The 13562-nt window shown below is 71.6% G+C and carries 13 protein-coding genes and 1 other RNA gene; 3 read left to right on the top strand and 11 right to left on the bottom strand.

The genetic code is table 11. The features are described from left to right. Nucleotides 1-156 precede the first annotated feature (156 nt). The 8 genes from ffs to CCN39_RS24280 all read right to left on the bottom strand — a co-directional run bounded on the left by ffs (nt 157) and on the right by CCN39_RS24280 (nt 7194). Nucleotides 157-251: signal recognition particle sRNA small type (ffs, locus tag CCN39_RS24315), an RNA gene on the bottom strand. A 21-nt stretch (nt 252-272) separates the two neighbouring features. Further along, nucleotides 273-872 carry a GTP-binding protein gene (locus tag CCN39_RS24310; protein ID WP_013230634.1) on the bottom strand — a complete coding sequence of 200 codons (600 nt, stop codon included), beginning with the start codon at nt 870-872 and terminating at the stop codon, nt 273-275. Further along, nucleotides 850-1203, bottom strand: a complete 354-nt coding sequence (locus tag CCN39_RS24305) for a DUF742 domain-containing protein (RefSeq protein WP_020642116.1) — start codon at nt 1201-1203, stop codon at nt 850-852. The genes CCN39_RS24310 and CCN39_RS24305 overlap by 23 nt, the downstream gene beginning before the upstream one ends. A gap of 11 nt (nt 1204-1214) precedes the next feature. Beyond that, the gene (locus CCN39_RS24300) at nt 1215-1649 is read right to left on the bottom strand and encodes a roadblock/LC7 domain-containing protein (protein WP_003061341.1); all 435 of its coding nucleotides are present in this window, start codon (nt 1647-1649) and stop codon (nt 1215-1217) included. Next, nucleotides 1646-4423: a sensor histidine kinase gene (locus CCN39_RS24295; RefSeq protein WP_086845633.1), complete on the bottom strand. Its 2778-nt coding sequence runs from the start codon at nt 4421-4423 to the stop codon at nt 1646-1648. Before CCN39_RS24295 ends, CCN39_RS24300 begins: the two co-directional genes overlap by 4 nt. 25 nt (nt 4424-4448) lie before the next feature. Continuing rightward, nucleotides 4449-5237: an ABC transporter ATP-binding protein gene (locus tag CCN39_RS24290; protein WP_086845637.1), complete on the bottom strand. Its 789-nt coding sequence runs from the start codon at nt 5235-5237 to the stop codon at nt 4449-4451. Next, nucleotides 5234-6184, bottom strand: a complete 951-nt coding sequence (locus CCN39_RS24285) for an ABC transporter permease (protein ID WP_086845631.1) — start codon at nt 6182-6184, stop codon at nt 5234-5236. Before CCN39_RS24285 ends, CCN39_RS24290 begins: the two co-directional genes overlap by 4 nt. Further along, nucleotides 6181-7194: an ABC transporter substrate-binding protein gene (locus CCN39_RS24280; RefSeq protein WP_208630349.1), complete on the bottom strand. Its 1014-nt coding sequence runs from the start codon at nt 7192-7194 to the stop codon at nt 6181-6183. The genes CCN39_RS24285 and CCN39_RS24280 overlap by 4 nt, the downstream gene beginning before the upstream one ends. Before the next feature lie 348 nt (nt 7195-7542). Between CCN39_RS24280 and CCN39_RS50230 the strand changes: the two genes are divergently transcribed. Beyond that, nucleotides 7543-7719, top strand: coding sequence for a hypothetical protein (locus tag CCN39_RS50230; RefSeq protein WP_158104541.1), 177 nt, complete (start codon nt 7543-7545; stop codon nt 7717-7719). 127 nt (nt 7720-7846) lie between these two features. Here CCN39_RS50230 and CCN39_RS24275 read toward each other — a convergent pair whose 3' ends face one another. From CCN39_RS24275 to CCN39_RS24265, 3 genes are all read right to left on the bottom strand, one after another. Then, nucleotides 7847-9736, bottom strand: a complete 1890-nt coding sequence (locus CCN39_RS24275) for a glycosyltransferase family 39 protein (protein ID WP_244210979.1) — start codon at nt 9734-9736, stop codon at nt 7847-7849. Nucleotides 9737-9817: 81 nt separating this feature from the next. Continuing rightward, nucleotides 9818-11323: a sensor histidine kinase gene (locus tag CCN39_RS24270; RefSeq protein WP_086845627.1), complete on the bottom strand. Its 1506-nt coding sequence runs from the start codon at nt 11321-11323 to the stop codon at nt 9818-9820. After that, nucleotides 11301-12050, bottom strand: coding sequence for a response regulator transcription factor (locus tag CCN39_RS24265; RefSeq protein WP_086845625.1), 750 nt, complete (start codon nt 12048-12050; stop codon nt 11301-11303). The genes CCN39_RS24270 and CCN39_RS24265 overlap by 23 nt, the downstream gene beginning before the upstream one ends. 168 nt (nt 12051-12218) lie before the next feature. Between CCN39_RS24265 and CCN39_RS24260 the strand changes: the two genes are divergently transcribed. After that, nucleotides 12219-12821, top strand: coding sequence for a hypothetical protein (locus CCN39_RS24260; RefSeq protein ID WP_086845623.1), 603 nt, complete (start codon nt 12219-12221; stop codon nt 12819-12821). A 107-nt stretch (nt 12822-12928) separates the two neighbouring features. Then, nucleotides 12929-13562, top strand: a 634-nt coding sequence (locus CCN39_RS24255) for a histidine kinase (RefSeq protein ID WP_244210978.1), incomplete at its 3' end; no start/stop codon positions are given.

The following is a 13562-nucleotide window of genomic DNA, read 5'->3' as shown; positions in this document are numbered from 1 at the left end:
GCCGCGGCAGACCTCCCAGGCCGCGGGAGAGGCAAGCTGCGGCAGACCTCCCAGGCCGCGAGAGAGGCACCGTGGGGGTCCGGGGGCTCGGCCCCCGGGCAGAACGACGAAGAGAAGGCCCGGCAAAGGGGCGAAGCCCCGGAGCCGGAGCCGAAAAGAAGGGGACCCCGCGCACCCGTCAGAGCCTGCTTATCCTTGCTGCCTTCCGGCCCTGGGGAGGTTCACAGGGTGGACGCCGCGCGGGGTCCGAGGTCAAGTGTAGCGGGCCCGGATCAAGCCCCCGCACCAGCCTGGGCTCGCGCCCGCTTGAACGTGTTGTGCAGCACCGCGAGCAGCGCGTCCCGGACCGACAGCTTCTGCCGGGCGTCGAACGTGATCAGCGGGACGTCGTCACTCACCGCGAGCGCCCACCGGACGTCCTCGAGGTTGTGCCCGAGCGAGCCGTCGAACATGTTCACCGCGACGACGAACGGCAGGCCCGCGTTCTCGAAGTAGTCGACCGCCGGGTAGCAGTCGTCCATGCGGCGGGTGTCCACGATCACCAGCGCCCCGAGCGCGCCGTGGACCAGGTCCTGCCACATGAAGCCGAAGCGGTCCTGGCCCGGCGTGCCGAACAGGTACAGCTTGACCTCTTCGTCGATCGTGATGCAGCCGAAGTCCAGGGCCACCGTCGTCGTGGTCTTGGCCGGGACGTGCCCGGTGCTGTCCACGGCCGCCGCCACGGAGGTGATCGCCGCCTCGGTCGTCAGCGGCTTGATCTCCGAGATGGACGACACCGCCGTCGTCTTGCCGACGCCGAAGCCGCCCGCGATGACGATCTTGACCGGGGCCGGCGGCCGGGTGCCCGGTTCAGTGAATGGCTTCGAGTCCACGAATGACCCTTTCGATCATGCCGAGGTCGTGCGAGTTGTGGTTGCCCGGCCGCCGGACGACGACGTAGCCCAGCTCGGCGAGGTCGGCCACCAGCACCCTGGCCACCCCGATGTGCAGGCCGAGCATGGCGGCCACCTCGGCGACCGACATCGTGTTCCGGCAGAGGGAAACGATTTCCTGGCGTTCGAACGTGAGCTTCGGGTGCGACGCCGCGCCGAGGCGGGACGTCATGACCTGCGCCTCGATCTCGAGGCTCTGGTCGACCGGCTGGGCCCGCCCCGAGGTCATCAGGTACGGCCGCAGCAGCGAGATGTCCGGTTCTTCGGTCATCGCGTCGCTCCCTAACTGCCGACAGTGTTCTTAAGCTCCTCGATGAGCCCCGGTGTCAGAACCTCGGTGGCACGGTTGGCGAACATCGCCATCTCGTAGGCGATCGTGCCCAAGCTGGCCTGCTTGTTGGCCAGCACCCCCAGCGAGCAGCCGATGCTGATCGTGCAGACGAGCAGGTACCCGTGCTCGAGCTCGATGATCACCTTGTCCGGCGAGCCGAGCGGGTGGCTTTCGGAGACGCCGTGGGCGAGGCCGAGCATGGCGGAGGAGATCGCGGCGAGGCGGTCGGCGTTGGAGCGCTCGAGCTCCGTCGACATCGCGATCAGCAGGCCGTCGGCCGAGACCGCGATGGCGGCTATCGCGCCCGCGGTGTGCTGCGCGAAGCGGCTCACCAGCCAGTTGAAGTTCTGGGCTTCGACACTGACGCCAGGTGCGGGGATGCTCATTTCCTGCTCTCTTCTCCTCGTTCCATCACACGACCGGCGACCACGCCTTGGGGCGGGCTGTCTGCCGTCACGTCCTCCGCCTTGGCGAGGCCTGCGGCGAACGCGTCGAACGCCGCTCGTTCGGCCGCCGGGTCCCGCTTGGTGCGGTTGACGACGGCGCGGGCGAGCGGCCGCCCCGCGGGCTGCTGACGCAGGCCGGGGGCGAGCTGGGCACCGGGGACCCGGCGGATCAGGCCGTCGCGCGACTGCGCGGCGGCCGAGAACGGGGCCGTGGGCACCGGCGCTGCGCCCGCGGGGGCGCGGACCGGGAGAGGTGCCGCGGGCGGCGGGTCGGCCGTCAGCGCGCTGACTTCGGCCGCCTTCGGGAAGGCGGGCGGTTGGTCGGCTTCGGCGGCCTTCGCGAAGGCGCTCGCGAAGCCGTCCATCGCGGCCTTGGTCGCTTCCGGGTCGTGCCGCGGCTTGGTGTCGGCCACCGGCGCGGACGTGCCCGGGCTGGGCAGCTGGGCGCCGCGGACCCGGCGGCGCAGGCCGCCACGCGATTCCGAAGACGCCACCGAAGACGCCGCCGCGGCCACCACCTCCGGCTCGGGTGCCTCGGCGGGCTTGGCGTCGGGTTCGGCGTCCGGCCACACCGGTTCCAGTTCGCGGAACCAGCGGAAGCCGTTGCCGTGGCCGAGCAGCGCCGGGATCGCCGGCGCCGGCAGTTCGGCCGGCCGGTCGCGTTCGGGCGCCGGTGGCCGGAAATCGTCCGAAGAGGACAGCGGAAGCGGTGCGACCGGCGCGGCGTGCCGCGGCGGCGACGCGATCGGCGGGGCGGCCTGCGCCGGGATCACGGGCACCTGTTCGGGCTTCGGGCGCAGCGCGGTGCGGTGGGTGAACAGCGAAGCCGGGATGGTCAGCCGCGCGGTCACGCCGCCGGTGGTCGGCGTCGCGAGCAGCTCGACGCCCAGCTCGTGGCGCCGCGCCAGGCGGCCGACCACGAACAGGCCGAGCACACTGGTCGGCGCGAGCTCCAGGCGTTCGCGCTCGACGAGCCGCTGGTTCTCCTCGGCCAGCTTCTCCGCGGTCATGCCGATGCCGTGGTCGACGATGCTCACCAGGCAGGCGCCGTCGGCGAGCATCATCGTGTCGACCTCGACCATCGAGCCCGGCGGCGAGAACGACGTCGCGTTCTCCAGCAGCTCGGCGAACACGAGCACCAGGTCGGCACCGAGTGCCGACGACAGCAGGATTTCGGCGACGACCCCGAGCTTGACGCGCTGGTAGTCCTCGATCTCGGCGAGCGCCGAACGCAGCGCCGTGGACAGCTCGATCGGGCCGGCGATCCGGGTTTCGTCGCGGGTGCCGGACACCACGAGCAGGTTGTCGGCGTTCCGGCGCAGGCGGGTGGAGAGGTGGTCGAGCCGGTAGAGGCTGGCCAGCAGCCGGGTGTCCTGCTCGTTGCGCTCGACCTCGTCGATCAGGGCGAGCTGGCGGCCGACGAGGTTCTGGGTGCGCTTCGCGACGTTCGCGAACATCAGGCTGGTGTTGCGCCGGGTGAGCGCCTGGCGTTCGACCAGCTCGGCCGCGGTGGTCTGGACCCGGTTGAACGCGGCGGCCAGCTTGCCCAGCTCGTCTTCGGAGACGACGTCGATGGTGGCCAGGCGCGGGATCTGCTCCTCGGCCTCTTCGGTGTCGGTCACGCGGACGAGCTCGGTGCCGGCGAGGTCGGCGACCGACGTCGCCGCGGTGGTCAGCTGGCGCAGCGGGCCGGCGATCGAGCGGGAGACCGCGACGGCGAGGAAGGCGACCAGCAGGAACAGCGCGCCGGCGCCGAGGCCGACCGTCCAGGCCAGCTGCGTCGCGGAGTCGGCGCGCTCGGTCGCGGCGTCGGCGATCTCGGTGATCGCCCGCTCCTGCACGAGCTTCCGCTGTCCCGCGTGGGCGTCCGCCGCGGACAACACGTCCGCGACGTACTGCGTGGTGCCCGCCGCGTCACGCGGTTTGTCGACCTCGGCGGCGAGTTCGTCGACGCGGCGCCCGGCGTCGCTCTGCTCGACGCGGACGACGAGGGCGGACCGCTGGGCGTCGTCACCGTCGTCGCCCTGCTTGACGAACCGGTCGACGAAGATCGGCGCCTGCTGGGTCGCGTCGTCCAGGATGGGCCGGCCGGACTCCGGCGACACCGCGGTCACGATGAGGGCCATCGCGCGCAGCGAGTTCTCCTCGTTCGCGCGCAGCAGCGCGTCCAGCGCGGTCAGCTCTCGCGCGCCTTCGGCGTCACTGGTGAGCTGCGGGACCAGGCGCAGGGCATCGATCACCGCGTCGATCACGGCGTGGTAAGTACGCGCGACGCTGTCGAGCGCGACACCGCGGCGGACGGCGTTCTGCCGCAGCTCGGCGAGCGAGCCGATCCGGGTCAGCGCCGCGGAAAGCTCGTCGGGGGCGTCGTCGCCCAGCGAACCGCGGACCTCCGCGACCGCCTGGTCGACCACCTTCTGCTGCTGGACCATCTGATCGGGGCTCGCCGACGGCGTCGCCACGAACGCGCCCGTCAGCAGCCGCTCGCGCTGCAGCTGCCACATCAGCCCGCCGAGCTGCTGGGCGTGCCGCGCCACGCCGGCCGACTGCGCCGCCGCACCGGCGCTGTTCGCCTGCGTCAGCACGAACGGCACCGACACCAGCACCACCGCGACCAGCGGGGGCAGGAGCAGCAGGTTCAGCTTGCCGCGAATACCGAGCCGGGCGAGAAAGCCTCCGCCGGCCCGTTTCGCGGTCGGCCTGCCGTGTCTCATCCCGCGACCTTCCCGTCTTCCGTTCTCACTCGACCGCGGCCACCCGGCTCACGTGGCCCCGGTGCTGCTCCCGGACCAGGTCCTCGATCCGGGCGCGCAGCTCGAGGAACCGCGGTTCGCGCTTCACCGCCAGGTCCCGCTCGGCGGGCAGCGCCACCTCGACGTCGGCGGCGATCCGGCCCGGGTCGGAGGCGAGCACCACCACCCGGCCGCCGAGGAAAACCGCTTCCTCGACGTCGTGGGTGACCATCAGCACCGTGGTGCCGGTGCCGGCCCACACCTGGCGGATGAGCACCTGCATGTCCTCTTTGGTCTGGACGTCCAAGGCGCCGAAGGGTTCGTCCAGCAGCAGGACTTCCGGTTCGCACGCCAGGGCACGGGCGATCGCGACGCGCTGCTTCTGGCCGCCGGAAAGCTGTTTCGGCAGCGACTTGCGCACGGCGTCGAGGCCGGTTTCGGCGAGGTACCAGTTGACCCGCTCGGCGCGCTCGGCCGGGTCGAGCGAGAGCAGCTCGAGTCCGAACGCGACGTTCTTCTCGACGCTGCGCCACGGGTAGAGCGCGCCGGCCTGGAAGACGAGCCCGCGGTCGGGCCCGGGCCCGGTCACCGGCACGCCGTCCAGGACGATCTCGCCCTCGGTCGGCCGGCTGAGCCCGGCCACCAGCGACAGCAGCGTCGACTTGCCCGAGCCGCTCGCGCCGACGACGCAGACGAACTCGCCGCGCCGCACTTCGAGGTCGACGCCGTCGAGGGCGCGCGTGACCCGGCCCCGGACGGTGTAGTCCTTGGCGACGTTCCGCAGTTCCAGCGTCATGCCGCCCACTTCCCGACCCGCGTGCGCAGCAGGCGCAGCAGGACGTCGATTCCGAGCCCGGCGATCCCGATGACCACGAGCACCGCGAAGATCTTGTCGGTCTGCAGGAACCGCTGCGCGCGGACGATCCGGTAGCCCAGGCCGGCCGAGGAGTTGATCAGCTCGGCGACGACCACGAAGTTCCACGCCGCCGCGGCGTTGACCCGGATGGCGTCGATCATGCCCGGCAGCGAGTGCGGCACGACGATCTTGCGCAGCACCTCGCCCCGGCGCGCGCCGAGGGTGTAGGAGACGTCGATGAGCGAGTCCGGCACGCCGCGGACGACGTCGGCGGTCATCAGCGTGTTGAAGAAGACCGTGCCGATGAAGAGGATGGCGATCTTCGACGGCTCGCCGAGGCCGAGCCAGATGATCAGCAGCGGGATGAAAGCGCTCGCCGGCAGGTAGCGCAGCAGGCCGATCAGCGGCTCGAAGAACGCCTGCCCGGCGGTGAAGGTACCCATCAGGATGCCGAGCGGCACGGAGACGAGCACGGCGAGGCCGAAGCCCTCGAGCACCCGCAGGGTGGTCGTCCAGAGGTCGTCGAAGAGCTCACCGGTGCTCGCCATGTCGGCTCCGGCTTTGAGGACCGCGACCGGGGACGGCAGGAAGGTCGAATCGACGGACCCGCTGACGCTCAGCGCGATCCACGCGAGCAGCGGGATCGCGAACGACAGCACCGCCAGCGTCCAGCGCGCCGCCGCGGAAATGGGCGTGCGCAAGGAGAAAAGCGGCGAAGCGGACGGCTTCAGCCCGGCCCGGCGGGGCAGCGGCGACCAGTCCGGTCGTCCGCCGCCCGCCCGGCCGGCCTCCTGCTGTTCGGCGAGCCGCTGCTCCGCTTCCTGGGCCTCGGCGGCCCGGGCGTCGGCCGTGCTCGCCGGGGTGGTGCGCTGGGTGGGACCGGTCACTGGGGCGCGGCCTTCACGAACTGGTCGTCGAACAGGCCGTCGAGCGAGGGACGCTGCTGGGCGAGTCCGGTGCTGACGATGAAGTCGATGATCTTGTTCGCCTGGAAGTCGAGGTTCTTCGGGGTGACGCCCGGGGTGAACGCGTCGATGTTCTGCTGCCGCGTGAAGATCGTGGTGCCGGCGTCGTAGCTCTTGTAGTCCGCTTCGGACACGCCACCGCGCTTGGCCATGATCTTGACGGCCGCGTCCTTGTTGTTCTTGATCCAGGTCAGCGTCTCGAACCAGGTGTTGACCAGCGCCTGCACGTCCTTGGGGTGGTCCTTGACCAGCTTCTGCGACGTGACGAGGTGGTCCGGGATGGCGCCGGGGAACTCCGCCGACGAGGAGATCGCGCGGCTGCCCGGGCGCTCGAGGGCCGTCGAGGTGAACGGCGCGAACGCGGCGACCGCGTCGACCTGGCCGCTCTTGAACGCGGCGGCCGCGGCGTCGGTCGGGAGGTTGACGAGCTGGATGTCCTTTTCGGTCAGGTTCGCCGTCTGCAGCGCCAGCAGCAGCAGGTAGTGGTCGACCAGGCCCTGCTCGACGGCGACCTTCTTGCCCTTGAGGTCGGCGATGCTGGTGATGCCGTCCCGCGCGATGATCTTGTCGTTCCCGGTGGAGTTGTCGTTCACCAGCACGATCGACAGCTTGGCGCCGCCGGAGACCGACGACAGCGTGTCGTTGAGGGTCTGGCTGTTGGCGTCGATGGCGCCGCTGGAGAGCGCGTTGATGCTGTCGGTGTAGTTGTCGAAGTACTTGAGGTCGACGTTGACACCGTTCTTGGCGAACAGGCCCTGTTCCTGCGCCACCTGCCAGGGGAACCAGCCCGGCCAGGCGCTGAACCCGATGGTGATCTTGCTCCCGCTGCCCGAGGCGGAACTGTCACTGCACCCGGAAAGCGCGGTGACGCCGGCCAGGGTCAGCAAAGTGAGGAGCACCGTCAGCAGACGAGGGCGAGGACGGGAAATCACAACGAAACTCCAGGTTGCGGGGGAAGTGGAGTGGTGCCGTACCAAAGGGGGAATCGCGGTGCTCAGGGCTACAGGTGGTGACGACGGGGTGGTCGTTCGGGTGGAGCTGCGCTGCCGCGCACGGTCATCGCTGCTCACTTCCGGCCGCACCTGATCGGGTCATCGCGAGAGAACGCGGACAGGAAGCACTTACACCCAGTGAAATACCAGCACTCAACGTACTGGAGCAGCCACCCCTGTCCCTCTCCCGGCGGAGAGCCTAGCGACTAGCACAAGATCCCCACAACGTCCGGGCTTTGCATCCGAACGAGTGACCGCCACCCGGCCTAACCAGCAAAATCCGCCGGTTTGGAGATCACCCTCGGCGGGATTTCTGTCGGCCGCCCGGTCAATAATCGAGCGTGCGCGTGCAGCGCGCGCGTGCAACTGCACGGCCCGTCACGCCTCGTCGTTACCGCTGCAGCGCGGAGTGCCGAGATCATCACCGAGAGCGAAGCGCCGGATCCGAACGGTCGTTCGGAATGAGCCGGTCACCGCCGGGAATTCGAACACCTGTCCGCATCCGCCGATACCGTACGGGTCCGGGATGCGCCGATGATTCCCGGAGTGTTTACACGCCCGAAACAATTCGTCCGCGTTCACCGAGTTTCTGTCAAACGATCGATTTAGTCAGGTCGTAAACGGTCGTGCCGCCGCCGGTCACCGGCGCGAAGTTCTGCTCGACCCAGGCCTGGATCTCCCCGGCGGTCCCGCGGCCGCCCCCGAACCCGCCGCGGCCACCGGCGACGTAGTAGTGGATGTCGCCGTCGGCGACGTACTGCTGGAACTGCCGAAGCGTCGGTGCCGGGTCGCTGCCGCTGAAGCCGCCGATCGCGAGCACCGGCCGTCCGCTCGCCAGTGCCAGGCCCGCCGCCTGCATCGCGCCGCTCTGCGCCGCGGCCCACTTCGTCGTCGTGCTCTTCAGCAGGTCGATCACCGCGGCGTCGGCTTCCCCCGCGCCGAAGCCACGCGGTCCTCGTCCACTTGCGACCGCCGGCCCGGACGACGGCGTCCCGCCGGAGTGCGCGGCCGCCGCCGTGGCCAGCGTGAAGGACGTCGTCCCGAGCAGCGCGCCGCACAGGCCGAGCACGGCCACGACCGGGCCGATCCGCCGGAAGCGGTCGGCGCCGAAGAGCAGGGCCGCGACGGCGGCGGCGCCGGACACCAGGAGCGCGTAGCGGATCCACGGCTGCCAGTCCGGCGTCCGCGCGAGGAGGACGAAGGCCCAGACCGCCGTCACCGCGAGCATGACGGCGAGCACCGCGCGGGCCGCGAAGTTCGCCCGGCCGCGCCAGAGCTCGCGCGCGGAGATCGCCAGCGTCGCGGCGATGCCGGGAGCCAGCGCGACCGTGTAGTACGGGTGGATGATGCCGCTCATGTAGCTGAACACCAGCGCGGTGACCACCAGCCAGCCGCCCCAGAGCAGCAGCGCCGCGCGCGTGCGGTCGGTACGCGGCGCGCGGCGGGTGAACCAGAGGCCGGCGGCCAGCCCGATGACCGCGGCCGGCAGCAGCCACGACGCCTCGCCGCCGAACTCGCCGCCGAACAGCCGCGTCAGGCCGGTCTGCCCGCCGAACCCGCCACCGAACCCGCCGCGCGCCCCGGTGGGCAGCTCCATCCCGGCGGGCGGCGTGAACGTCCGGCCGCCGCCCCCGCCGCCACGGCCTTCGCCGAAGATCCGGCCGAGGCCGTTGTAGCCGAAGGCCAGTTCGAGCACGGTGTTGTCGGTCGAGCCGCTGATGTAGGGCCGGTCCGCGACCGGCCACAGCGCGACGGCCGCGATCCACCAGCCGGCGGAGACGACCACCGCACCGGCCGCGGCGAACAGCTGGCCGATCCGGCGCCCGAGCGACGTCGGCGCCGCGACGGCGTAGGCGAGCACGAACGCCGGCAGCACGAGGAAGGCCTGCAGCATCTTGTCGAGGAAGCCGAAGCCGATCGCGACCCCGGCGAGCACCAGCCACTTCGTGCTCGCGTGCTCCAGCGCCCGCACCACGCAGTAGCCACCGGCGACGAGCAGGAGAACGAGGAAGGCGTCAGGGTTGTCATAGCGGAACATGAGCGCGGCGACCGGCGTCAGCGCCAGTCCGGCCCCGGCCAGCAGCCCGGCGCCCGGTCCCGAAAGCCGCCGCACGGCGAGGTAGAGCAGCCCGACGGAGGCGACGCCGGCGAGCGCGTCCGGGACGAGCAGGCTCCAGCTGGAGAAGCCGAAGAGCCGCCCGGACAGCCCCATGATCCACAGCGAGAACGGCGGTTTGTCGACGGTGACGACGTTGCCCGGATCGAGCGAACCGAAGAACAGCGCCTTCCAGCTCCACGTACCGGCCTGCACGGCCATCGCGTAGAAGTCGTTGGCCCAGCCGGTCTTCGCCAGGTCCCAGAGGTAGAGCAGGCCGGTCCCCAGCAGCAGGGCGGCCACCGAAGGCCGGACCCACCGCGGTTTCCGGACGGGAGCGGGCGGCTGGGGCTGGGCGTGCGCGGGCGCCGACAGCGTGGTCGTCATGAAGGCCACCGTGTCGGCGCCGCATGTGGTGAACTTGTGGCGAAGCTGTGCGCCGGCTGTGCATCAACCCCGGACGGGTGATCACTGCGGCGCGGCGGCCGGGAACGTGATCTCGAACTCCGTGCGCCCCGGCCGGCTCTGCACCCCGACCCGCCCGCCGTGCGCGGCCACCACCGCGGCCACGATCGCCAGCCCCAGCCCGGTGCTCCCGGCCGCGCGCGAGCGTGAATTGTCGCCGCGGGCGAAGCGCTCGAAGATGTCCGGGAGGATCTCCGGCGGGATGCCCGGGCCGTCGTCGGCCACCCGGAGCCGGACAATTCCGTCCGAAGTGGACAGTGTGGTCGTCACCGTGGTGCCCGGTGGCGTGTGTGTGCGCGCGTTGGCGAGCACGTTGATCACCACCTGGTGCAGCTGGCCCGCGTCGCCGAGGACGCCGATCGGCTCGCCGGGGACGTCCATCAGCCACTTGTGGTCCGGGCCCGCGACGTGCGCGTCCGCGACCGCGTCGGCCACCAGCCGGCACAGGTCCACCCACTCGTGCACCACCGGGCGGCCCGAATCCAGCCGGGCGAGCAGCAGCAGGTCCTCCACCAATGTCGTCATCCGGCGCGATTCGGACTCGACGCGGCTCATCGCGAACGCGACGTCCGGCGGCACCTGCTCGCCGCCGCGGCGGGTCAGCTCCGCGTAGCCGCGGATCGCCGCCAGCGGGGTGCGCAGCTCGTGGCTCGCGTCCGCGACGAACTGGCGGACGCGGTTCTCGCTCGCGTGCCGCGCGGTGAGCGCGTTCGCGACGTGCTGCAGCATCCGGTTCAGCGCCGAGCCGACCTTGCCGACCTCGGTGCCCGGGTCGGTGTCGGCCTCCGGGACGCGTTCGGACAGCAGGACTTCGCCGCGGTCCAGTGGCAGCTCGGAGACGCGGGTCGCGGTCGCGGCCAGCCGGTCGAGCGGCTGCATCGTGCGGCGGATCGTCGCCGCGCCCACCGCGCCCGCCACCAGGATCCCGGCGAGCGCGACCCCGCCGAGGATGAATCCGAGCTGCCACAGCGTCTCGTTGACGTCCTTCAGCGGCAGGCCGATGACCGTCTTGTCGCCGTTCGGCGCCACCGTCGAAACGACGCGGTACTCGCCGAGGCTGCCGCCGAGGTCGATGCTGTGCTGCTTCCCGTCGGACGGCAGCGCGAGCAGAGCCAGCGTCTGCTCCTTCGTGATGCCCTTGAACGGCGCCTTGCGCTTCGACGCCCCGGCCGCGCTCGAGTCGAGTACCCCGGCGGAGGCCTTCGCACCGACCTGGACGACGGCGAGCGTGCCCTCGCCTTGGCCGAGCACGCGCAGCGGGTCCGGTGGCGGCGCTTCGCCGTAGGGCCAGGGCGCCGGCCGTTCGGGTCCGTGCGCGGCACGCTCGCTCGCCGCCGCCAGCCGCTTGTCCTGCTGGCCGACGAGGAACTCGCTCAGCGCGAACTCCGTCACCACGCCGACGACCACGCAGACCAGGGCCAGCAGCGCGGCCAGCTGGACGATCAGCCGCCGCCGCAGCGACCAGGGCCGTCGGACGCGCTTCGGTTCAGCCCGCGGGTTTGAGGACATACCCGGCGCCCCGCATGGTGTGGATCATCGGCTCGCGGTCGGCGTCGATCTTCTTGCGCAGGTACGAGATGTAGAGCTCGACGATGTTGGCCTGGCCGCCGAAGTCGTAGCTCCACACCCGGTCCAGGATCTGGGCCTTCGACAGCACGCGCTTCGGGTTGCGCATGAGGTAGCGCAGCAGTTCGAACTCGGTCGCGGTGAGCGGCACGAGGTCGCCGCCGCGGTGCACTTCGCGGCTGTCCTCGTCCAAGGTGAGGTCGCCGACGACCAGCTGCGACCCGCTCGCGCCGGTCACCCCGCCGGCCCGGCGCAGCAGCGCGCGCAGCCGCAGCGCGACCTCTTCGAGGCTGAACGGCTTGGTGACGTAGTCGTCGCCGCCCGCGGTGAGCCCGGCGATGCGGTCCTCGACCGCGTCCTTCGCCGTCAGGAAGAGGACGGGCAGGTTCGGCGCCTCCGACCGCATCCGCCGGAGGACTTCGAGACCGCTGAAGTCGGGGAGCATGACGTCGAGGACGACGGCGTCGGGGCGGAAGTCGCGCGCGATCCGGACGGCCTCGGTGCCGTCGCCCGCGCTGCGCACCTCCCAGCCCTCCATCCGCAGGGCCATCGACACGAGCTCGGCCAGCGTCGCCTCGTCGTCGACGACGAGGACCCGCACCGGGCTCCCATCGGCGCGGCGCAGGTCGGCCTTGCCGGGGCCGGGTGACGTGGCGTTCATAGCGGTCATGGTGCCACCTTCCCGGCCCCGCGTCGGTGTTCGCTGTGTGGTCGCTGTGCATTTGCTGTGAAGGTTCGCGCGATCGAGGCACAGCGCTCGCTGACGCTCCGCACAGCTCAAACACAGCCGCGGCGGCGAACCTGAGCGGGACCAGTGTGGGCACCACCGGAGGACACGATGACGACCGAGCCGATGCCGAACACCCAGCCCGAGGGCGCCAACTGGGGCGATCCGGCCCCGGCGGCGCCGAAGAAGGGGTGGTCCGGCAAGAAGACGGCGATCGCGGCGGGCATCGCCGTGGTGATCGCGGCGGGCGGCGGCGCGGCCATCTGGGCGGGCACGAGCAGCGCCGACAATTCCGCGCAGGGCCCGGGCGGCTTCGGCGGCCCAGGCGGCCCGGGCGGCGGCCAGTTCCGCGGCCAGGGCGGCTTCGGCGGCGGAATGGCGGCGGTGCGGGACGCGCTGCACGGCGACTTCGTGGTGTCGAACGGCAGCGGCGGCTACACGACCGAGCGCCTGCAGACGGGCGACGTCACCGAGCTGAGCGCCACGTCGGTGACGCTGACCAGCAAGGACGGCTACAAGCAGACGTACACGCTCGACTCGTCGACCCAGAAGACGGGCGACGTGAAGACGGGCGACACGAACGTCACGGTGGTGGCCAAGGTCGAGGGCCAGACGGCCACGGCGACGACGTTGGGCAAGGGCTTCGAGCCGGGCCAGCGCCAGCCGGGCCAGCGCCGGGGCGGCGGCGACTACTCGGCCCGTCCCACGAACTGACCCGGGTATCCCCCCAGTCGGGGAACGCCCCGGTGCGGCGCACCCCCTCACGCCGCATCGGGGCGTTCCCGTTCCTCGGCCGCCCCGGTTAGGGCACAGTTGCGGGTGTGCAGGACATCCGGGGGTCGCTGAGACGGCAGTCGCTGCTCGTGGCCCTCGTCTGCGTGGTCTGCGACGCCGCTCTCTTCACCCTGCGCGGTCCCCTTCCCGAAGCCGGGTGGCGGGGCTGGCTCGTGCTGCTCGCCGGAGTCGCCGTCAACGCCGCCCTCGCCGGGGCCGCCCGGTACTCCGGGTGGGTCGCTCTCGCCCACGCCGTGCTCTTCGCCGGGGCCCCGCTCCTGCTCTGCACCTGCCAGGGGTACGTCACCGGCAACAACGCCGGGATCCTCATCGCCGGCTACCGGGCCGGGGCCTGGCTGCGGACGAAGCCCGCCGTGCTCGCCCTCGGTGCCCTGCTCGCCGGCGTCACCGTCGGCTGCGTCGAGGGTGGCGGGCGGACCGCCGCGGACTGGCGGCTCATCGCCATCAACGTCGGTGTCTCCGCGCTGCTGCCGTGGCTGGTCGGCCGGTACACGACCGCGCGGCGCGCCTACATCGCCGATCTCGAGCGGGAAGCCGACGAACGGCGGCAGCACGAAGAAGAAGCCGTCAAACGGGCCGTCCTCGAGGAACGCACCACGATCGCGCGCGACCTGCACGACGTCATCTCCCACCACGTCAGCGCCATCGGCGTGCACGCCG

The organism is Amycolatopsis kentuckyensis (genome assembly GCF_002155975.1).
Taxonomy (GTDB): domain Bacteria; phylum Actinomycetota; class Actinomycetes; order Mycobacteriales; family Pseudonocardiaceae; genus Amycolatopsis; species Amycolatopsis kentuckyensis.
Note: the sequence above shows the minus strand (reverse complement) of the source record. Positions and strands in the feature narration are given on the sequence as shown.

Coding starts and splice junctions, on each gene's coding strand:
- CCN39_RS24305 (WP_020642116.1), bottom strand. CDS start 1,203: ATGACCGAAGAACCGGACATCTCGCTGCTGCGGCCGTACCTGATGACC.
- CCN39_RS24300 (WP_003061341.1), bottom strand. CDS start 1,649: ATGAGCATCCCCGCACCTGGCGTCAGTGTCGAAGCCCAGAACTTCAAC.
- CCN39_RS24295 (WP_086845633.1), bottom strand. CDS start 4,423: ATGAGACACGGCAGGCCGACCGCGAAACGGGCCGGCGGAGGCTTTCTC.
- CCN39_RS24290 (WP_086845637.1), bottom strand. CDS start 5,237: ATGACGCTGGAACTGCGGAACGTCGCCAAGGACTACACCGTCCGGGGC.
- CCN39_RS24275 (WP_244210979.1), bottom strand. CDS start 9,736: ATGACGACCACGCTGTCGGCGCCCGCGCACGCCCAGCCCCAGCCGCCC.
- CCN39_RS24270 (WP_086845627.1), bottom strand. CDS start 11,323: ATGTCCTCAAACCCGCGGGCTGAACCGAAGCGCGTCCGACGGCCCTGG.
- CCN39_RS24265 (WP_086845625.1), bottom strand. CDS start 12,050: ATGACCGCTATGAACGCCACGTCACCCGGCCCCGGCAAGGCCGACCTG.
- CCN39_RS24260 (WP_086845623.1), top strand. CDS start 12,219: ATGACGACCGAGCCGATGCCGAACACCCAGCCCGAGGGCGCCAACTGG.